General features: G+C 68.1%; 27 protein-coding genes. 24 read left to right on the forward strand and 3 right to left on the reverse strand.

Features of this window, described 5'->3' with window-relative positions; genetic code table 11:
• Nucleotides 1-2 precede the first annotated feature (2 nt).
• The 20 genes from rplN to truA all read left to right on the forward strand — a co-directional run bounded on the left by rplN (nucleotide 3) and on the right by truA (nucleotide 11725).
• Complete coding sequence (gene rplN, locus ACWGN5_RS28255; protein ID WP_003956455.1) at nucleotides 3-371, forward strand: 50S ribosomal protein L14; 369 nt, start codon at nucleotides 3-5, stop codon at nucleotides 369-371.
• 2 nt (nucleotides 372-373) lie between these two features.
• On the forward strand, nucleotides 374-685 hold the full coding sequence (gene rplX, locus ACWGN5_RS28260; protein WP_015035583.1) for a 50S ribosomal protein L24: 312 nt from the start codon (nucleotides 374-376) through the stop codon (nucleotides 683-685).
• Complete coding sequence (gene rplE / locus ACWGN5_RS28265) at nucleotides 682-1239, forward strand: 50S ribosomal protein L5 (RefSeq protein ID WP_351657769.1); 558 nt, start codon at nucleotides 682-684, stop codon at nucleotides 1237-1239. The genes rplX and rplE overlap by 4 nt, the downstream gene beginning before the upstream one ends.
• Nucleotides 1240-1244: 5 nt before the next feature.
• Entirely contained in the window at nucleotides 1245-1430 is a 186-nt protein-coding gene (locus ACWGN5_RS28270; protein WP_003948630.1) for a type Z 30S ribosomal protein S14, read from the forward strand.
• A gap of 222 nt (nucleotides 1431-1652) precedes the next feature.
• A complete protein-coding gene (gene rpsH, locus ACWGN5_RS28275; protein ID WP_015035585.1) occupies nucleotides 1653-2051 on the forward strand; it encodes a 30S ribosomal protein S8 in 399 nt (132 codons plus the stop codon).
• A gap of 21 nt (nucleotides 2052-2072) precedes the next feature.
• Nucleotides 2073-2612, forward strand: coding sequence for a 50S ribosomal protein L6 (gene rplF / locus ACWGN5_RS28280; protein ID WP_116159342.1), 540 nt, complete (start codon nucleotides 2073-2075; stop codon nucleotides 2610-2612).
• Between the two features lie 3 nt (nucleotides 2613-2615).
• Entirely contained in the window at nucleotides 2616-2999 is a 384-nt protein-coding gene (gene rplR, locus ACWGN5_RS28285; protein WP_056651228.1) for a 50S ribosomal protein L18, read from the forward strand.
• Between the two features lie 45 nt (nucleotides 3000-3044).
• Nucleotides 3045-3647: a 30S ribosomal protein S5 gene (gene rpsE / locus ACWGN5_RS28290; protein ID WP_015035588.1), complete on the forward strand. Its 603-nt coding sequence runs from the start codon at nucleotides 3045-3047 to the stop codon at nucleotides 3645-3647.
• Nucleotides 3647-3829, forward strand: a complete 183-nt coding sequence (gene rpmD, locus ACWGN5_RS28295; RefSeq protein WP_041130781.1) for a 50S ribosomal protein L30 — start codon at nucleotides 3647-3649, stop codon at nucleotides 3827-3829. The genes rpsE and rpmD overlap by 1 nt, the downstream gene beginning before the upstream one ends.
• A gap of 1 nt (nucleotide 3830) precedes the next feature.
• Nucleotides 3831-4286 (forward strand): 50S ribosomal protein L15, encoded by a 456-nt coding sequence (gene rplO, locus ACWGN5_RS28300; RefSeq protein WP_384880946.1) that lies wholly within the window; start codon nucleotides 3831-3833, stop codon nucleotides 4284-4286.
• A 213-nt stretch (nucleotides 4287-4499) separates the two neighbouring features.
• Nucleotides 4500-5819, forward strand: a complete 1320-nt coding sequence (secY, locus tag ACWGN5_RS28305) for a preprotein translocase subunit SecY (RefSeq protein WP_369145968.1) — start codon at nucleotides 4500-4502, stop codon at nucleotides 5817-5819.
• Entirely contained in the window at nucleotides 5819-6466 is a 648-nt protein-coding gene (locus ACWGN5_RS28310; RefSeq protein ID WP_453520214.1) for an adenylate kinase, read from the forward strand. The genes secY and ACWGN5_RS28310 overlap by 1 nt, the downstream gene beginning before the upstream one ends.
• Before the next feature lie 96 nt (nucleotides 6467-6562).
• Entirely contained in the window at nucleotides 6563-7414 is an 852-nt protein-coding gene (map, locus tag ACWGN5_RS28315; RefSeq protein ID WP_453520217.1) for a type I methionyl aminopeptidase, read from the forward strand.
• A 161-nt stretch (nucleotides 7415-7575) separates the two neighbouring features.
• Nucleotides 7576-7797, forward strand: coding sequence for a translation initiation factor IF-1 (gene infA / locus ACWGN5_RS28320; RefSeq protein WP_003956442.1), 222 nt, complete (start codon nucleotides 7576-7578; stop codon nucleotides 7795-7797).
• A gap of 61 nt (nucleotides 7798-7858) precedes the next feature.
• Nucleotides 7859-7972 (forward strand): 50S ribosomal protein L36, encoded by a 114-nt coding sequence (gene rpmJ, locus ACWGN5_RS28325; protein ID WP_003956441.1) that lies wholly within the window; start codon nucleotides 7859-7861, stop codon nucleotides 7970-7972.
• A gap of 189 nt (nucleotides 7973-8161) precedes the next feature.
• Nucleotides 8162-8542: a 30S ribosomal protein S13 gene (gene rpsM / locus ACWGN5_RS28330; RefSeq protein WP_015035595.1), complete on the forward strand. Its 381-nt coding sequence runs from the start codon at nucleotides 8162-8164 to the stop codon at nucleotides 8540-8542.
• Between the two features lie 66 nt (nucleotides 8543-8608).
• Nucleotides 8609-9013, forward strand: a complete 405-nt coding sequence (gene rpsK, locus ACWGN5_RS28335) for a 30S ribosomal protein S11 (protein WP_003956432.1) — start codon at nucleotides 8609-8611, stop codon at nucleotides 9011-9013.
• A 133-nt stretch (nucleotides 9014-9146) separates the two neighbouring features.
• Complete coding sequence (locus ACWGN5_RS28340; protein ID WP_003966937.1) at nucleotides 9147-10169, forward strand: DNA-directed RNA polymerase subunit alpha; 1023 nt, start codon at nucleotides 9147-9149, stop codon at nucleotides 10167-10169.
• A 145-nt stretch (nucleotides 10170-10314) separates the two neighbouring features.
• Complete coding sequence (gene rplQ / locus ACWGN5_RS28345) at nucleotides 10315-10785, forward strand: 50S ribosomal protein L17 (protein WP_189847048.1); 471 nt, start codon at nucleotides 10315-10317, stop codon at nucleotides 10783-10785.
• 82 nt (nucleotides 10786-10867) lie between these two features.
• Nucleotides 10868-11725, forward strand: coding sequence for a tRNA pseudouridine(38-40) synthase TruA (gene truA, locus ACWGN5_RS28350; protein WP_453520221.1), 858 nt, complete (start codon nucleotides 10868-10870; stop codon nucleotides 11723-11725).
• Here the strand turns inward: truA and ACWGN5_RS28355 are convergent.
• A complete protein-coding gene (locus ACWGN5_RS28355; RefSeq protein WP_453520224.1) occupies nucleotides 11696-12673 on the reverse strand; it encodes a hypothetical protein in 978 nt (325 codons plus the stop codon). The genes truA and ACWGN5_RS28355 overlap by 30 nt on opposite strands.
• Nucleotides 12674-12729: 56 nt before the next feature.
• Here ACWGN5_RS28355 and ACWGN5_RS28360 point away from each other — a divergent pair, with 56 nt between their 5' ends.
• The 4 genes from ACWGN5_RS28360 to glmM all read left to right on the forward strand — a co-directional run bounded on the left by ACWGN5_RS28360 (nucleotide 12730) and on the right by glmM (nucleotide 17169).
• Entirely contained in the window at nucleotides 12730-14352 is a 1623-nt protein-coding gene (locus ACWGN5_RS28360) for an ABC-F family ATP-binding cassette domain-containing protein (protein WP_453520225.1), read from the forward strand.
• A gap of 341 nt (nucleotides 14353-14693) precedes the next feature.
• On the forward strand, nucleotides 14694-15137 hold the full coding sequence (rplM, locus tag ACWGN5_RS28365; RefSeq protein WP_041130788.1) for a 50S ribosomal protein L13: 444 nt from the start codon (nucleotides 14694-14696) through the stop codon (nucleotides 15135-15137).
• A 44-nt stretch (nucleotides 15138-15181) separates the two neighbouring features.
• Nucleotides 15182-15694, forward strand: a complete 513-nt coding sequence (gene rpsI / locus ACWGN5_RS28370; protein WP_015035601.1) for a 30S ribosomal protein S9 — start codon at nucleotides 15182-15184, stop codon at nucleotides 15692-15694.
• Nucleotides 15695-15810: 116 nt separating this feature from the next.
• A complete protein-coding gene (gene glmM, locus ACWGN5_RS28375; protein WP_453520227.1) occupies nucleotides 15811-17169 on the forward strand; it encodes a phosphoglucosamine mutase in 1359 nt (452 codons plus the stop codon).
• A gap of 85 nt (nucleotides 17170-17254) precedes the next feature.
• Here glmM and ACWGN5_RS28380 read toward each other — a convergent pair whose 3' ends face one another.
• On the reverse strand, nucleotides 17255-18205 hold the full coding sequence (locus tag ACWGN5_RS28380; RefSeq protein ID WP_453520230.1) for a DUF389 domain-containing protein: 951 nt from the start codon (nucleotides 18203-18205) through the stop codon (nucleotides 17255-17257).
• Nucleotides 18206-18224: 19 nt separating this feature from the next.
• Nucleotides 18225-19277: a type I pantothenate kinase gene (gene coaA / locus ACWGN5_RS28385; RefSeq protein WP_453520232.1), complete on the reverse strand. Its 1053-nt coding sequence runs from the start codon at nucleotides 19275-19277 to the stop codon at nucleotides 18225-18227.
• Between the last annotated feature and the right edge of the window lie 54 nt (nucleotides 19278-19331).

The raw sequence follows: 19331 nt of genomic DNA on the forward strand, positions 1-19331 counted from the left end.
ACGTGATCCAGCAGGAGTCGCGACTGCGTGTCGCCGACAACACTGGTGCCAAGGAGATCCTTTGCATCCGTGTTCTCGGTGGCTCCGGTCGCCGCTACGCGGGCATCGGTGACGTCATCGTCGCCACCGTCAAGGACGCGATCCCCGGTGGCAACGTGAAGAAGGGTGACGTCGTCAAGGCGGTCATCGTTCGCACCGTCAAGGAGCGCCGCCGCCAGGACGGCTCGTACATCCGCTTCGACGAGAACGCCGCTGTCATTCTCAAGAACGACGGCGACCCTCGTGGCACCCGTATCTTCGGCCCGGTCGGCCGTGAGCTGCGCGAGAAGAAGTTCATGAAGATCATCTCGCTCGCGCCGGAGGTGCTGTAAGCATGAAGATCAAGAAGGGCGACCTGGTCCAGGTCATCACCGGTAAGGACAAGGGCAAGCAGGGCAAGGTCATCACGGCCTTCCCGCGCGAGAACCGCGTCCTGGTCGAGGGTGTCAACCGGGTCAAGAAGCACACCAAGGCCGGCCCCTCGCAGGCCGGCGGCATCGTGACGACCGAGGCTCCGGTCCACGTCTCCAACGTCCAGCTGGTCGTGGAGAAGGACGGCAAGAAGGTCGTCACGCGTGTCGGTTACCGCTTCGACGACGAGGGCAACAAGATCCGCGTTGCCAAGCGGACGGGTGAGGACATCTGATGGCTACCACCACTCCGCGTCTCAAGACGAAGTACCGCGAGGAGATCGCGGGCAAGCTGCGTGACGAGTTCAAGTACGAGAACGTCATGCAGATCCCCGGCCTCGTGAAGATCGTGGTCAACATGGGTGTCGGCGACGCCGCCCGTGACTCGAAGCTCATGGACGGTGCCGTCCGTGACCTGACCACCATCACCGGTCAGAAGCCGGCCATCACCAAGGCCCGCAAGTCCATCGCGCAGTTCAAGCTGCGTGAGGGCCAGCCGATCGGTGCGCACGTCACCCTCCGTGGCGACCGCATGTGGGAGTTCCTGGACCGCACCCTGTCGCTCGCGCTTCCGCGCATCCGCGACTTCCGCGGCCTGTCCCCCAAGCAGTTCGACGGCCGTGGCAACTACACCTTCGGTCTCACGGAGCAGGTCATGTTCCACGAGATCGACCAGGACAAGATCGACCGTGTCCGGGGTATGGACATCACCGTGGTGACCACGGCGACCAACGACGACGAGGGCCGTGCCCTTCTGCGTCACCTCGGCTTCCCGTTCAAGGAGGCGTAAGCGAGATGGCGAAGAAGGCTCTCATCGCGAAGGCTGCCCGCAAGCCCAAGTTCGGCGTGCGTGGCTACACGCGCTGCCAGCGCTGTGGTCGTCCCCACTCCGTGTACCGCAAGTTCGGCCTGTGCCGCGTGTGCCTCCGTGAGATGGCTCACCGTGGCGAGCTGCCGGGCGTGACCAAGAGCTCCTGGTAACTCCCTTCTGTCCTCTGGACGTTAGGGATAACCGGAGTCTCTCGGTAAGCATTGGGTCGGCGGAGGTCCACCCCCGTATGCCTTAGGCTTGTGGGGTTGGGCGTCCGCCGCCCGTACGACTTACTACGCCGTAGGTCCCCGCGCCGCACCCGTCCCGCCCCTGTGTGGGGAGAGGGATGGCGCATACAGGAAACCCCGGCGAGAGAGGCCGAAGGCCAATTCATGACCATGACTGATCCGATCGCGGACATGCTGACTCGTCTGCGTAACGCGAACTCGGCATACCACGACTCCGTGACGATGCCGCACAGCAAGATCAAGTCTCACATCGCGGAAATCCTCCAGCAGGAGGGCTTCATCACGGGCTGGAAGGTCGAGGACGCCGAGGTCGGCAAGAACCTCGTCCTCGAGCTCAAGTTCGGTCCGAACCGTGAGCGCTCCATCGCGGGCATCAAGCGGATCTCGAAGCCCGGTCTCCGGGTTTACGCGAAGTCCACCAACCTGCCGAAGGTTCTCGGCGGCCTGGGCGTGGCGATCATCTCCACGTCCCACGGTCTCCTGACCGGCCAGCAGGCAGGCAAGAAGGGCGTAGGTGGGGAAGTCCTCGCCTACGTCTGGTAGTCGGGAACGGAGGAATAGCTAATGTCGCGTATTGGCAAGCTGCCTATCCAGGTTCCCGCCGGCGTGGACGTCACCATCGATGGCCGCACGGTCACGGTCAAGGGTTCCAAGGGCACCCTGACCCACACCGTCGCCGCGCCGATCGAGATCGTTAAGGGCGAGGATGGCGTGCTCAACGTCAACCGTCCGAACGACGAGCGTCAGAACAAGGCCCTGCACGGCCTGTCCCGCACGCTGGTGGCCAACATGATCACCGGTGTGACCCAGGGTTACGTCAAGGCGCTCGAGATCAGCGGTGTCGGTTACCGCGTGGCCGCGAAGGGCTCCGCTCTGGAGTTCCAGCTCGGCTACAGCCACCCGATCCTGATCGAGGCGCCCGAGGGCATCTCGTTCAAGGTCGAGTCGCCGACCAAGTTCTCGGTCGAGGGCATCGACAAGCAGAAGGTCGGCGAGGTCGCCGCCAACATCCGCAAGCTTCGCAAGCCCGACCCCTACAAGGCCAAGGGCGTGAAGTACGCGGGCGAGGTCATCCGCCGCAAGGTCGGAAAGGCTGGTAAGTAAGCCATGGCATACGGTGTGAAGATCGCCAAGGGCGACGCCTACAAGGGCGCCGCCAAGAAGCGCCGCCACATCCGCATCCGCAAGAACGTGTCGGGTACGGCGGAGCGTCCGCGCCTCGTCGTGACGCGTTCCAACCGCGGTATCACCGCTCAGGTCATCGACGACCTCAAGGGCCACACCCTTGCGTCGGCGTCGACCCTGGACGCGTCGATCCGCGGTGGCGAGGGTGACAAGTCCGCGCAGGCCAAGCAGGTCGGTTCCCTGGTCGCCGAGCGCGCCAAGGCCGCCGGTGTCGAGGCTGTCGTGTTCGACCGTGGTGGCAACAGGTACGCCGGGCGCATTGCCGCTCTGGCTGACGCCGCCCGCGAAGCCGGGCTGAAGTTCTAAGCCCCGGTTCCGGGACTAACGGACGTAACAGAGAGAGGTAATCCAATGGCTGGACCCCAGCGCCGCGGCAGCGGTGCCGGTGGCGGCGAGCGGCGGGACCGGAAGGGTCGCGACGGTGGCGCTGCCGCCGAGAAGACCGCGTACGTTGAGCGCGTTGTCGCGATCAACCGCGTCGCCAAGGTTGTCAAGGGTGGTCGTCGCTTCAGCTTCACCGCGCTCGTCGTGGTGGGTGACGGTGACGGCACCGTAGGTGTCGGTTACGGCAAGGCCAAGGAAGTTCCCGCGGCCATCGCCAAGGGCGTCGAGGAAGCCAAGAAGAACTTCTTCAAGGTTCCCCGCATCCAGGGCACCATCCCTCACCCGATCCAGGGCGAGAAGGCCGCGGGCGTCGTCCTGCTCAAGCCGGCTTCCCCCGGTACCGGTGTTATCGCCGGTGGCCCGGTGCGCGCCGTGCTCGAGTGCGCCGGCGTTCACGACATCCTGTCGAAGTCGCTCGGCTCCGACAACGCGATCAACATCGTGCACGCGACCGTGGAGGCCCTCAAGGGCCTGCAGCGTCCCGAGGAGATCGCGGCTCGCCGTGGTCTGCCGCTCGAGGACGTCGCTCCCGCGGCTCTGCTCCGTGCGCGTGCTGGGGCGGGTGCGTAATGGCTCGCCTCAAGGTCACGCAGACGAAGTCGTACATCGGCAGCAAGCAGAACCACCGCGACACCCTCCGTTCCCTGGGCCTCAAGCGCCTGGGTGACGTGGTTGTCAAGGAGGACCGCCCCGAGTTCCGCGGCATGGTGCACACCGTCCGCCACCTCGTGACGGTCGAGGAGGTTGACTGACATGGCGGAGAACAACCCGCTGAAGGCCCACAACCTCCGTCCCGCCCCGGGCGCCAAGACCGCCAAGACCCGTGTGGGTCGTGGTGAGGCGTCGAAGGGTAAGACGGCCGGTCGTGGTACGAAGGGTACGAAGGCCCGTTACCAGGTTCCGGAGCGCTTCGAGGGTGGCCAGATGCCCCTCCACATGCGTCTTCCGAAGCTGAAGGGCTTCAAGAACCCCTTCCGCACCGAGTACCAGGTCGTGAACCTGGACAAGCTGGCCGCGCTCTACCCGCAGGGTGGCGAGGTCACGGTGGCCGACCTGGTCGCCAAGGGTGCCGTTCGCAAGAACCAGCTCGTCAAGGTCCTGGGCCAGGGCGAGGTCTCCGTGGCGCTGCAGGTGACGGTCGACGCCGTCTCCGGCTCCGCCAAGGAGAAGATCGCCGCCGCCGGCGGCAGCGTCACCGAGCTCGTCTGAGACGACTCGATGGCTTGAACATCCGACCGGGGATGCCTCCCAAAAGGGGCATCCCCGGTTGGTCGTTCCTAGGGGGGCATGGTCGCCGGTAAGGTGGCGTGCACCGTCTAGGCTCCGTGCGGTATGCCCGCACGGAATTGATGACCGATACCCAATCGTCGAACCTCAAGACCGTCACCCTTGACGCATAGCGCGGGGGTCGCAGGAGGCACCGTGCTCACCGCGTTCGCCCGGGCGTTCAAGACGCCCGACCTGCGCAAGAAGCTGCTCTTCACGCTCGCCATCATCGTGCTGTACCGCCTCGGGGCCCACATCCCGGTGCCCGGCGTCAGCTACGAGGCCGTCCAGCAGTGTGTCAAGCAGGCCAGCGAGGGCAACAACAGCCTGTTCGGCCTGGTCAACATGTTCAGTGGCGGGGCGCTGCTGCAGATCACCATCTTCGCGCTCGGCATCATGCCGTACATCACGGCGAGCATCATCCTGCAGCTGCTGACCGTCGTGATCCCGCGCCTCGAAGCCCTCAAGAAGGAGGGTCAGGCCGGTACTGCCAAGATCACGCAGTACACCCGGTACCTGACCGTGGCCCTCGCCATCCTCCAGGGCACCGGTCTCGTCGCGACCGCCAAGAGCGGTGCGCTGTTCAGCGGCTGCATCGTCGCCGACCAGGTCGTGCCGAACCAGTCGATCTTCACCATCGCCACCATGGTCATCACGATGACCGCGGGCACCTGCATCGTCATGTGGCTCGGCGAGCTGATCACCGACCGTGGCATCGGCAACGGCATGTCGATCCTGATGTTCATCTCGATCGCCGCCGGCTTCCCGGGCGCCCTGTGGGCCATCAAGGAGAGCGGCAAGCTCGCCAAGGGCTGGATCGAGTTCGGCACCGTCATCCTCATCGGCTTCGTGATGGTGGCCCTCGTGGTCTTCGTCGAGCAGGCCCAGCGACGCATCCCGGTCCAGTACGCGAAGCGCATGATCGGCCGCAGGTCGTACGGCGGTACGTCCACTTACATCCCGTTGAAGGTGAACCAGGCGGGTGTGATTCCTGTCATCTTCGCGTCGTCGCTGCTCTACATCCCGGCCTTGATCGCGCAGTTCTCGAACTCCACCGCAGGGTGGAAGACCTGGATCGAAGCCCACTTCGTCAAGGGTGACCACCCCTACTACATCGCCGCGTACTTCCTTCTGATCGTGTTCTTCGCCTTCTTCTACGTGGCGATCTCGTTCAACCCCGAGGAAGTCGCCGACAACATGAAGAAGTATGGTGGCTTCATCCCGGGTATCCGGGCTGGTCGACCTACTGCCGAGTATCTGAGCTACGTGCTCAACCGGATCACTTGGCCGGGCTCGCTGTACTTGGGTCTGATCGCTCTTGTGCCGACGATGGCGTTGGCAGGCTTCGGTGGCGCCAATGCCAACTTCCCCTTCGGTGGGACGAGCATCCTCATCATCGTGGGTGTGGGGCTGGAGACCGTGAAGCAGATCGAGAGCCAGCTCCAGCAGCGCAATTACGAAGGGTTCCTCCGCTGATGCGAATCGTCCTCGTCGGACCGCCCGGTGCGGGCAAGGGCACGCAGGCCGCGTACCTCGCCAAGAACCTGGGCATCCCGCACATCTCTACGGGCGACCTGTTCCGTGCCAACATCTCGCAGGGCACGCCGCTCGGCGTAGAGGCGCAGTCGTACATGAAGGCCGGCCAGCTCGTGCCGGACTCCGTGACGATCGGGATGGCCGAGGACCGCATGCGCCAGGCGGACGCCGAGGGCGGCTTCCTGCTCGACGGGTTCCCGCGGAACGTGGCCCAGGCCGAGGCCCTGGACGCGTTCCTGAAGGCCGACGGCATCGAGCTGGACGCGGTCCTGGACCTGGAGGTCCCCGAGGACGAGGTCGTGAAGCGGATCGCGGGTCGCCGCATCTGCCGCAACGACTCCTCGCACGTGTTCCACGTGACGTACAACGCTCCCAAGACCGAGGGTGTCTGCGACGCCTGCGGCGGCGAGCTGTACCAGCGCGAGGACGACACGGAGGAGACCGTCCGCAAGCGTCTGGCGGTCTACCACACCGAGACCGAGCCGATCATCGACTACTACCGGGAGCAGAACCTGGTGGAGACGATCCTGGCGCTCGGCAAGGTGGACGAGGTCACCGCCAAGGCGATGGACGCGCTCAAGAAGTAACCCCTGGTTCGTGCGATACGGCCGCGGTGCCCCTCGGGGCGTCGCGGCCGTATCGTTGTTCTGTTCCCCGTACTCGAAGGAAAGGCCGCGGCCACGATGGTGCAGATCAAGACCCCCGAGCAGATCGCGAAGATGCGCGAGGCGGGGCTGGTCGTCGCCGCCATCCACGCGGCGACGCGTGAGGCGGCCGTGCCGGGCGCCACGACGAAGGACCTGGACGAGGTCGCGCGGAAGGTCATCGCCGACCACGGGGCGAAGTCGAACTTCCTCGGCTACGGCGGCTTCCCCGCGACGATCTGCACCTCGGTGAACGAGGTCGTCGTCCACGGCATCCCCGACGACAAGACCGTCCTCAAGGACGGCGACATCATCTCCATCGACTGCGGCGCGATCGTGGACGGCTGGCACGGTGACGCGGCGTACACGGCCTTCGTGGGCACGGGCCACGCGCCGGAGCTCGTGGAGCTCTCCCGGGTGACCGAGGAGTCGATGTGGGCCGGCATCGCGGCCATGAAGCTCGGCAACCGCCTGGTGGACATCTCGCGGGCGATCGAGACGTACATCAAGCGGCAGCCGCGGCCGGCCGTCGGCGACCACAGCCTCGGCCGGTACGGGATCATCGAGGACTACGGCGGCCACGGCATCGGCACCGAGATGCACATGGACCCGCACCTGCTGAACTACGTCTCCCGCAAGCGCGGCAAGGGCCCGAAGCTGGTCCCCGGCTTCTGCCTGGCGATCGAGCCGATGGTCTCCCTGGGCACCCCGCAGACGGAGGTCCTGAAGGACGACTGGACGGTCATCACGACGGACGGCACCTGGTCCTCCCACTGGGAGCACAGCATCGCCCTGACGGAGGAGGGCCCCCTGGTCCTCACGGCCATCGACGGCGGCAAGGCGAAGCTGGCGGAGCTCGGCGTCACGGCGGCCCCGGACCCGCTGGCGTAGGGCCGATTTCGGGTCCGCGTAATGATCTTCTACGGTGGGCAGACTTCCCGATTCGTCTTTTCCTGGGGCCTGACGTAGACTGATGCGTCGGCTCTCGTGTACCCGTGTGTCCGCACCCGGCGGCGAGAGTCGATCAAGGTAGCCGATTCGAAAGGCGAAGCGTGGCCAAGAAGCAAGGTGCCATCGAAATCGAGGGCACCGTGATCGAGTCCCTCCCGAACGCCATGTTCAAGGTGGAGCTCCAGAACGGTCACAAGGTCCTCGCGCACATCTCCGGCAAGATGCGGATGCACTACATCCGAATCCTCCCGGACGACCGGGTCGTCGTGGAGCTCTCTCCGTACGACCTGACGCGTGGCCGGATCGTCTACCGGTACAAGTAGATCTTGCCCGCACCCGCCCTCCGCGCGGGTGGTGGCACTGACCCGGAGAACCTCACATCCCATGAAGGTCAAGCCGAGCGTCAAGAAGATCTGCGACAAGTGCAAGGTGATCCGCCGTCACGGCCGGGTCATGGTCATCTGCGACAACCTGCGCCACAAGCAGCGCCAGGGCTGACGCACGCCGACCGACCTGCATTTCGCAGTTCTTCGCGCGACGCATAGCAATACGTACATACGCAGAGCCCGTCCGACCGTGTCCCACGGTTGACGGCACCTCCGGCGGGGGCCGGGGACCCGACCTGTACCTCATACGGCAGCCGGGAACGGTTCTGCAGCAGACCCCCGAGAACACAGGAGCCATTGAATGGCACGCGTTTCCGGTGTTGACATCCCGCGCGAAAAGCGTGTGGTGGTCGCACTCACCTACGTCTTCGGCATCGGGCGTACCCGGTCCGAGGAGATCCTCGCCGCCACCGGCGTGAACCCGTCCACCCGTGTCCGCGACCTTGCCGAGGAAGACCTCGTCAAGATCCGCGAGTACGTGGACGCCAACCTCCAGACCGAGGGTGACCTCCGCCGCGAGATCGCCGCCGACATCCGCCGCAAGGTCGAGATCGGCTGCTACCAGGGCCTGCGCCACCGTCGTGGCCTGCCCGTCCGCGGCCAGCGCACCAGCACGAACGCTCGTACCCGCAAGGGCCCGCGTCGCGCCATCGCCGGCAAGAAGAAGCCGGGCAAGAAGTAGTCCTCAGCGGACGCTTGACCAAGCGGTCTTCGCTGTAGGACCGACCACCTCCCGTAGGAGTAAGAGATGCCCCCCAAGGGTCGTCAGGGCGCTGCCAAGAAGGTGCGCCGCAAGGAAAAGAAGAACGTCGCTCACGGCCACGCGCACATCAAGAGCACGTTCAACAACACGATCGTCTCGATCACGGACCCCTCGGGCAACGTGATCTCCTGGGCCTCCGCCGGCCACGTCGGCTTCAAGGGCTCGCGCAAGTCCACCCCGTTCGCCGCGCAGATGGCCGCCGAGTCGGCCGCTCGCCGCGCGCAGGAGCACGGCATGCGCAAGGTCGACGTCTTCGTCAAGGGTCCCGGCTCCGGCCGTGAGACCGCGATCCGCTCCCTCCAGGCCACCGGCCTCGAGGTCGGCTCGATCCAGGACGTCACCCCCACGCCGCACAACGGCTGCCGTCCCCCCAAGCGCCGCCGCGTCTGACGCACTGGCTGCTTGACCTGGACTTTCGGGCGGTGCGTCCCCTTTCGGGGGCGTACCGCCCGTACCCTTGCAGTACGTAACACCCCCGTCGGGCGTCAAATAGTGGGCGTCCACGACTGAAGGAAACACAGACATGCTTATCGCTCAGCGTCCGTCGCTGACCGAAGAGGTCGTCGACGAGTTCCGCTCCCGGTTCGTCATCGAGCCGCTGGAGCCGGGCTTCGGCTACACCCTCGGCAACTCCCTCCGCCGTACCCTCCTCTCCTCGATCCCGGGTGCCGCTGTCACCAGCATCCGCATCGACGGTGTCCTGCACGAGTTCACCACCGTGCCGGGCGTCAAGGAGGACGTCACCGACCTCATCCTCAACATCAAGCAGCTGGTCGTCTCCTCGGAGCACGACGAGCCGGTCGTGATGTACCTGCGCAAGCAGGGCCCGGGTCTGGTCACCGCCGCCGACATCGCGCCCCCGGCCGGTGTCGAGGTGCACAACCCCGACCTCGTTCTCGCCACGCTCAACGGCAAGGGCAAGCTGGAGATGGAGCTGACCGTCGAGCGCGGTCGCGGCTACGTCTCCGCCGTCCAGAACAAGCAGGTCGGCCAGGAGATCGGCCGCATCCCGGTCGACTCCATCTACTCGCCGGTCCTCAAGGTCACCTACAAGGTCGAGGCGACCCGAGTCGAGCAGCGCACCGACTTCGACAAGCTCATCGTCGACGTCGAGACCAAGCAGGCCATGCGCCCGCGTGACGCCATGGCGTCCGCCGGCAAGACCCTGGTCGAGCTGTTCGGTCTGGCCCGCGAGCTCAACATCGACGCCGAGGGCATCGACATGGGCCCGTCCCCGACGGACGCCGCCCTCGCCGCCGACCTCGCGCTGCCGATCGAGGAGCTCGAGCTCACCGTTCGCTCGTACAACTGCCTCAAGCGTGAGGGCATCCACTCCGTGGGTGAGCTCGTCGCCCGCTCCGAGGCCGACCTGCTCGACATCCGCAACTTCGGTGCGAAGTCGATCGACGAGGTCAAGGCGAAGCTGGCCGGCATGGGCCTGGCCCTCAAGGACAGCCCGCCCGGATTCGACCCGACCGCCGCGGCGGACGCCTTCGGCGCCGACGACGACGCGGATGCCGGGTTCGTCGAGACCGAGCAGTACTAGTCGCAGTCTTGCTGCGGGCCGGTTTCGGCTGGTCGCGCAGTTCCCCGCGCCCCTCTGGGGCGCGGGGTCTCCGACGGGTGACCGCCCGCTCGGACACTGACATCGGTACCTCATACGGCCGGTGCAGATCACAAGGAGAAACACCATGCCGCGTCCCGCGAAGGGTGCCCGCCTCGGCGGTTCCGCCGCGCACGAGAAGCTGCTCCTCGCCAACCTGGCGAAGTCGCTCTTCGAGCACGGCCGCATCACCACGACCGAGGCCAAGGCCCGTCGCCTGCGTCCGGTCGCCGAGCGCCTGATCACCAAGGCGAAGAAGGGCGACATCCACAACCGTCGCCTGGTGCTGCAGACGATCACCGACAAGGGCGTCGTCCACACCCTCTTCACCGAGATCGCCCCGCGTTACTCGGAGCGTCCGGGTGGCTACACCCGCATCACCAAGATCGGCAACCGTCGTGGCGACAACGCCCCGATGGCCGTGATCGAGCTGGTCGAGGGCGAGATCGCCAAGAAGGCGACCGTTGCCGAGGCCGAGGCCGCCACCAAGCGCGCCGTCAAGGAGGCCGACGAGGCCGCCGCCGTCGAGGCGACCGAGGACGAGGCGAAGGACGCGTAAGCGTTTTTCGTACGTTTCTCGTGAGCGGGCCCGTACCCCCTGGGGTGCGGGCCCGTTCCCGTGTGTTTGAGAGGATCTCCGCGTGAGCGATGACGTGCAGGACGGGTTCGTACGGGTTCGGCTCGACCTTTCGTACGACGGCAAGGACTTCTCCGGCTGGGCCAAGCAGGCCCAGGGGCAGCGGACCGTACAGGGAGAGATCGAGGACGCCCTGAGGACCGTGACCCGGTCCAAGGAGACGTACGAGCTGACCGTCGCCGGCCGGACCGACGCCGGGGTGCACGCGCGCGGCCAGGTCGCCCATGTCGACCTGCCCGTGGAGCTGTGGGCCGAGCACCGGGACAAGCTGCTCCGGCGGCTCGCAGGGCGCCTCCCGCACGATGTGCGGGTCTGGTCCGTGGCAGAGGCCCCCGCCGGCTTCAACGCCCGGTTCTCCGCCATCTGGCGCCGCTACGCCTACCGCGTCACCGACAACCCCGGCGGCGTCGACCCGCTGCTCCGCGGGCACGTGCTCTGGCACGACTGGACCCTCGACATGGACGCCATGAACGAGGCCGCCACCGCGCTCGTCGGCGAGCACGACTTCGCCGCGTACTGCAAGAAGCGCGAGGGCGCCACCACCATCCGCACCCTCCAGGTGCTGCGCTGGGAGCGGCGGGACGACGGGATCCTGGAGGCGACCGTGAAGGCGGACGCCTTCTGCCACAACATGGTCCGCTCGCTCGTCGGCGCCCTGCTCTTCGTCGGCGACGGCCACCGGCCGGTCGACTGGCCCGGCAAGGTGCTCGCCGCCGGCGTCCGCGACTCGGCCGTCCACGTCGTGCGGCCGCACGGGCTCACCCTCGAAGAGGTCGGCTACCCGGCGGACGAGCTGTTGGCCGCCCGCAGCAAGGAGGCCCGCAACAAGCGGTCACTCCCCGGGGTTGCCGGCTGCTGCTGAGGCCTGGGCGCGGCCCCGGGCGTAGATCTGGTTGAAGGCGAAGGTGCCGAGGTCGTCGCTGGCCTGGAAGACGGGCTTGTCGGCCTTGGTGACCTTCTTGCCGTTGGCGAAGCCGCCCTGGGTGAAGTACGCGTACCGGCCGATCGCGTTCGAGCGGCGCAGGCAGACCGTGGCGTGGCAGAAATCACCCACGCCCGCGCCCGTGAGGGGCGCGATGCCGCCGGTGGCCTGGTCCTTCGCCTTCTGGGCGGCCGCCTCGGACGGGAAGACGGCGACGCCGACGGTGATCGCCACGCCGTCCTTCACATAGGTGGCGCGGAGCACCCGCTGGCAGCCGTTCTGCTTCAGGACCGTGCCGAGGCCGCCCTGGGTGACGGACGCGCAGTTCGTCGTGGCCGAGGTCGCGCCCTTGGTGTAGGCGCGGCCGTTCATGCTCATCTTCTTGCCCGGGAAGAGGCCCTCGGCGGTGAGCGGGGCCTTGTCCTTCTTCGGGTCCGAGATGTAGTCCTTCGGGTTCGGCGGGGGCGGCGGCGCCACCGACGAGAAGGTCGGCTCCGGGGTCGGGGTGCCGGTGGGGGAGACCGTGCCGGTGGGGACGGGGCCGTTCTTGGCCTCGTCGTTCTTCTTGTTGGTGCTGACGACGGCCGTCGCGACGATCGCGCCCACCGCCACGGTGGCCAGGACGCCGCCGCCGATCAGCAGGAGGCGCTTGCGGCGGCCGCGCGAGGCGCTGGCGTCGGCGAGGGCGCCCCAGTCAGGGGTGTCGCTGCTGCCCTGCGCGCCGGGGAAGGGGTTCGGCTGCGCCGGTGGGGCCGGCTGCGGATAGCCGTAGCCCGGCTGCCGGCCGTCCCCCTGCTGCGGCGGGTACCCGTACCCGGGCTGCTGTCCGTACCCCTGCTGCCCCTGCTGCTGCGGCTCCTGCGGCCACTGCGGTCCCCCAAAGCTCATGCCGCGCATCCTAAACCGGTTGGGCCGGGCCCACGCGGGCGGTGACAATGCATCCCATGGGACATGTCGAGGCCGCGCATCTGGAGTACTACCTTCCCGACGGGAGGGTCCTGCTCGGGGACGCCTCCTTCCGGGTCGGAGAGGGTGCCGTCGTCGCCCTCGTCGGGGCCAACGGCGCCGGCAAGACCACACTGCTCCGGATGATCGCCGGGGAGCTCCAGCCGCACGGCGGCACCGTCACGGTCAGCGGCGGCCTCGGTGTGATGCCGCAGTTCGTCGGCTCCGTACGGGACGAGTCCACCGTCCGTGACCTGCTGGTCTCGGTCGCGCAGCCCCGGATCCGGGAGGCCGCGAAGGCCGTCGACGAGGCCGAGCACCTGATCATGACGGTCGACGACGAGGCCGCGCAGATGAAGTACGCGCAGGCCCTCAGCGACTGGGCCGAGGTGCAGGGCTACGAGGCGGAGACCCTCTGGGACATCTGCACGATGGCCGCGCTGGGCGTCCCGTACGAGAAGGCGCAGTTCCGTGAGGTCCGGACGCTCTCCGGCGGCGAGCAGAAGCGGCTGGTCCTGGAGTCGCTGCTGCGCGGCCCCGACGAGGTTCTGCTGCTCGACGAGCCGGACAACTACCTCGACGTGCCCGGCAAGCGGTGGCTGGAGGAGCGGCTGCGGGAGACCCGTAAGACCGTGCTCTTCATCTCGCACGACCGGGAGCTGCTCTCCCGGGGCGCGCAGAAGATCATCGCGGTCGAGCCCGGGCCGGCCGGCTCGGACGTCTGGGTGCACGGCGGCGGCTTCGACACCTTCCACGAGGCGCGTCGGGAGCGGTTCGCCCGCTTCGAGGAGCTCAAGCGGCGCTGGGACGAGAAGCACGCGCAGCTGAAGAAGCTGGTGATCAACCTGCGGCAGGCGGCCGCGGTCAGCCACGAGATGGCCTCCCGGTACGCGGCGGCGCAGACCCGGCTGCGGAAGTTCGAGGAGGCGGGCCCGCCGCCGGAGCCGCCGCGCGAGCAGGACATCCGGATGCGGCTGCGCGGCGGGCGGACCGGGGTGCGGGCCGTGACCTGCGAGAACCTTGAGCTGACCGGTCTGATGAAGCCGTTCTCGCTTGAGATCTTCTACGGGGAGCGGGTCGCCGTCCTCGGCTCGAACGGGTCCGGCAAGTCCCACTTCCTGCGGCTGCTCGCGGGGGACCCGTCGGTCGCCCACACGGGTACGTGGAAGCTCGGCGCGCGGGTCGTGCCGGGGCACTTCGCGCAGACCCACGCGCACCCCGAACTGGCCGGGCGGCCGCTCGTCGACATCCTGTGGACGGAGCACGCCAAGGACCGGGGCGCGGCGATGTCGGTGCTGCGGCGGTACGAGCTGGAGCGGCAGGGGGACCAGCCGTTCGACAAGCTGTCGGGCGGGCAGCAGGCGCGGTTCCAGATCCTGCTCCTGGAGCTGGCGGGGACGACGGCGCTGCTGCTCGACGAGCCCACGGACAACCTGGACCTGGAGTCCGCCGAGGCGCTCCAGGAGGGCCTGGAGTCGTACGAGGGCACCGTGATGGCCGTCACGCACGACCGCTGGTTCGCGAAGAGCTTCGACCGGTTCCTGGTCTTCGGGTCCGACGGGGTCGTACGGGAGACCAGCGAGCCCGTGTGGGACGAGCGCAGGGTCGAGCGGGCGCGGTAGGTGCGGGTGGGGGCGGGCCCTGGCGCGGGAGGCGCGTCCGGGGTTGTGCCCACCCTCCCCCAGACTCCGTCCGGGGGGACCCCCACGCCCTTGCGGAACGTATGCCCACAACCCGTGGGCGTCCCCCGGCGTTTTGACCCGCCCGGGGTGGCGCGGGTACTGTTGCGGTTTGTTATGCGTACTGGCTTCGTCGTTCTCACGCGACAGGCCCTTACGCAAGTTCCCTGGAGCAGTTACCAGTGGCTCGCATACGGGCGATGTTCCCGGCAGTGCAGGCCCCAGCTGCATGATCGCTTCAGGTGTGTCTGGACTCCATCCACTGAAGAAGCGAAGGCTACGAAGTGCGTACGTACAGCCCCAAGCCCGGCGATGTCACTCGCCAGTGGCACATCATCGACGCGCAGGACATCGTCCTGGGCCGTCTGGCGACCACGGCTGCGAACCTCCTGCGAGGCAAGCACAAGCCGGTCTACGCCCCGCACATGGACATGGGCGACTTCGTCATCATCATCAACGCTGACAAGGTCCACCTGTCCGGCAACAAGAAGACCCAGAAGATGGCCTACCGCCACTCTGGCTTCCCGGGTGGTCTGCGCTCCGTCCGTTACGACGAGCTGCTCGACAAGAACCCCGAGAAGGCCGTCGAGAAGGCCATCAAGGGCATGATCCCCAAGAACTCCCTGGGCCGTCAGATGCTCTCGAAGCTGAAGGTCTACGCGGGCGAGAACCACCCGCACGCTGCCCAGCAGCCGGTTCCGTTCGAGATCACCCAGGTCGCGCAGTAATTCCGGCCACACCCCCTAAGAACGAAAGAAATCTGAGGAGCATCGTGGCCGAGACCACCCCCGAGACCCCCGTCGACGAGTTCGAGGGCGTCGAGGAGTACACCACCGAGACCGAGCTCGTCGAGGGTGAGTACACCTCCGAGTCGCTCGCGTCCCGCTTCGGCGACCCGCAGCCGGCCGCCGGCCTGGGCCGTCGCAAGAACGCCATCGCCCGCGTCCGGATCGTTCCGGGCACCGGCAAGTGGAAGATCAACGGGCGTACGCTCGAGGACTACTTCCCGAACAAGGTCCACCAGCAGGAAGTCAACGAGCCCTTCAAGGTGCTCGAGCTCGACAACCGCTACGACGTCATCGCCCGCATCGCGGGTGGCGGTGTCTCCGGCCAGGCCGGCGCCCTGCGCCTCGGCGTGGCCCGTGCGCTGAACGAGGCGGACGTCGAGAACAACCGCCCGGCGCTGAAGAAGGCCGGCTTCCTCTCCCGTGACGACCGTGCGGTCGAGCGGAAGAAGGCCGGTCTCAAGAAGGCCCGCAAGGCTCCGCAGTACAGCAAGCGCTAATCGCCTGCTCGGTCTGCTTTGCGTACGCCCCGGCGGCACTGCCCGTGCCGTCGGGGCGTACGTTTTTTCATAACCTCTTTCTCTTTCGCTTGGGCACGTATTTTCGGAGGACAGCTGTGGGACGACTCTTCGGCACGGACGGCGTACGCGGCGTCGCCAACGCGGACCTGACGGCGGAGCTGGCGCTCGGCCTGTCGGTCGCGGCCGCGCACGTGCTCGCCGAGGCGGGCACCTTCGAGGGCCACCGGCCGACGGCCGTGGTCGGACGGGACCCGCGGGCCTCCGGAGAGTTCCTGGAGGCGGCCGTCGTGGCCGGCCTCGCCAGCGCGGGCGTGGACGTCCTGCGCGTCGGCGTCCTGCCCACCCCGGCCGTGGCCCATCTCACCGGCGTCCTCGGCGCCGACCTCGGCGTGATGCTCTCCGCCAGCCACAACGCCATGCCCGACAACGGCATCAAGTTCTTCGCCCGCGGCGGCCACAAGCTCGCCGACGAGCTGGAGGACAAGATCGAGGCCGTGTACGAGGAGCACCGCACCGGCGCCCCCTGGGAACGCCCGACCGGTGCCGGCGTCGGCCGCGTCCGCGACTACGACGAGGGCTTCGAGACGTACGTCTCCCACCTCCTCACCGTCCTCCCCAACCGGCTCGACGGGCTGAAGATCGTCCTCGACGAGGCCCACGGCGCCGCCGCCCGCGTCTCGCCCGAGGCCTTCTCCCGGGCCGGCGCCCAGGTCGTCACCATCGGCGCCGAGCCGGACGGCCTCAACATCAACGACGGCTGCGGCTCCACCCACCTGGAGCTGCTCAAGGCCGCCGTCGTCGAGCACGGCGCCGACCTGGGCATCGCCCACGACGGCGACGCCGACCGCTGCCTCGCCGTGGACGCCGCCGGCAACGAGGTCGACGGCGACCAGATCCTCGCCGTGCTCGCCCTCGCCATGCGCGAGGCCGGCACCCTGCGCGGCGACACCGTCGTCGCGACCGTCATGTCCAACCTGGGCTTCAAGCTCGCCATGGAGCGCGAGGGCCTGAACCTCGTCCAGACCGCGGTCGGCGACCGCTACGTCCTGGAGTCCATGAAGGAGCACGACTACGCCCTCGGCGGCGAGCAGTCGGGCCACGTCATCGTGCTCGACCACGCCACCACCGGCGACGGCACCCTCACCGGCCTGATGCTGGCCGCCCGCGTCGCCGCCACCGGCAAGTCGCTCGCGGACCTCGCCGGCGTCATGGAGCGGCTGCCGCAGATCCTCATCAACGTCAAGGACGTCGACAAGGCCCGGGTCACCACCTCCGGTGAGCTCGCCGCCGCCGTCACCGACGCCGAGCGGGAGCTCGGCTCCACCGGCCGCGTCCTGCTCCGCCCCTCCGGCACCGAGCCGCTGGTCCGCGTCATGGTCGAGGCCGCCGACATCGAGCAGGCCCGCGCCGTCGCGCAGCGCCTCGCGGACGTCGTGAAGTCCGCGCTGGGCTAGCCTTTCTGGGGCACCGTCATGCGTGTGCGTGAGGGCCCGTCACACCGGAATCCGGTGCGGCGGGCCCTCATGTACGAGACGGGGGTCAGCCCCTGCGCAGCCGGCGCTTGAGACGCCCGCGCTGGGTGCGCCACAGCCGCTGCTGCAGGGCCAGGGTCGCCGTACCCGCCAGGATGATGCCCAGCAGGTTGAGCAGCAGCTGCCCGATCGACCCCATCATCTGCGCGAACTCGCCGTAGCCCAGCGCCACCGCCGCGTTCGCCGCCGCCGGGACCGTGGTCACCGAGATCGCCACCCCCACCAGGGCGCCGGACTTCGACGACGTCAGGGAGAGGGTGCCTGCCGCGCCCGCCAGCAGCGCCACCACGAACGAGAACGGGTCCGGCTTCCAGATGAAGCCGGTCTGCGGACGCTCGGCGTCCAGCATGGCGTCGCTGAACAGGCCCAGCCAGTCCATGAGCAGACTGAACAGGGTCGTCGCCAGGATCGCCGTCAGGAAGCCGATGAGCAGCGCCGTCAGCGAGCGGGCCGCCAGCTTCGGCGCCCGCTGCACGATCGCCGTGCACACCCCGGCGAGCGGGCCGAACTCCGGGCCGACCGCCATGGCGCCCACGATCAGGATCGCGTTGTCCAGGACGACACCGCAGGCCGCGATCATCGTCGCCAGGCCCATGAAGGAGAGGTAGGTGAAGGAGAGCGTCGACTCCTCGTGGGTCGCCTCCGCCAGCTGCTCCCAGATGACGGCGTCCGCGCCCTCGCCCGGTGCCTCCTCCTCGGCCGCGTCCGCCCGCGTGGACATCGACAGGTCGATGTTCTCCACCGCGATCGACCCGTCCTGGTCGATCCCCATGCCCCGCAGCCCGTGCAACAGTTCGTCGGCCGACTCGCGGGCCGTGTCGCACAGGACCAGGTCGCCCACCGGGTCCCTGGCCGCACCCGGCAGCACCACGAGGTGCGTGGTGCCCACCGTCGACTCGATCAGCTCGACCGCGGCCGTGGTGCGGTCCGGCGGGACGATCATCCGCACATGCAACATGTCCCGAGCTTACGGACCGTCAGAGCTTGCGGAGGCTCAGGCGCTGCACCTTGTGGTCGGGGCCCTTGCGGACGACGAGGGTCGCCCGGCCGCGGGTCGGGGCCACGTTCTCCAGGAGGTTCACCTTGTTGATGGTGCGCCACATCGTGCGGGCGTAGTCGAAGGCCTCCTCCTCGGAGACCTGCGTCCAGCGCCGGAAGTACGAGGACGGGTCCTGGAAGGCGGTGTCGCGCAGCTTGCGGAAGCGGTTGAGGTACCAGCGCTCGATGTCCTCGGGGCGCGCGTCCACGTACACCGAGAAGTCGAAGTAGTCGGCGAGACCGACGCGGGTCCGGCCGTCCTTGCCGGGGAGGGCGGGCTGGAGGACGTTCAGGCCCTCCACGACGAGGATGTCCGGGCGGCGCACGACGAGGCGCTCGCCGGGCACGCGGTCGTAGATCAGGTGCGAGTAGACCGGGGCGGTGACCTCGTCCTTGCCCGCCTTGACGTCCGCGACGAAGCGGGTGAGGGCGCGGCGGTCGTACGACTCGGGGAAACCCTTCCGCGACATCAGGCCGCGCGCCTTCAGCTCCTCCATCGGGTAGAGGAAGGCGTCCGTGGTCACCAGCTCGACGCGGGGGTGCTCGGGCCAGCGGGCGAGCAGGGCCTGCAGCAGCCGGGAGACGGTCGACTTGCCGACCGCCACGGAGCCGGCGACCCCTATGACGAAGGGGGTGCCGCGCTGCTCGGCGTTCTCGCCGAGGAAGGTGTTCAGGGCGCCGCGGAGACCGCTGGTGGCCTGCACGTACAGGTTGAGCAGCCGGGAGAGCGGGAGGTAGATGTCCCGGACCTCGTCGAGGTCGATGACGTCCCCGAGGCCGCGGAGCCGCTCGACCTCGTCGGCGGTCAGCGGGAGCGGCGTCTTGTCGCGCAGGGCGCTCCACTCGGCCCGGGTGAGGTCGACGTACGGGGTCGCCTCGGAGGGCCGACGCTGTCCGGCCCCATTGCGGGAAGTACCGGAAGCACCGGCCTTGCCGGCCCCGGCACCGTCGCCGGGATCTCCATCGGGGCTTCGTGGCGGCGAAGTGATCACCCGGCCATTGTCCCGGGTCGGCGGGCTCCTTGGGCCGTGGGGTCGGTCACGCGC

Source organism: Streptomyces sp. NPDC055815 (assembly GCF_053616475.1).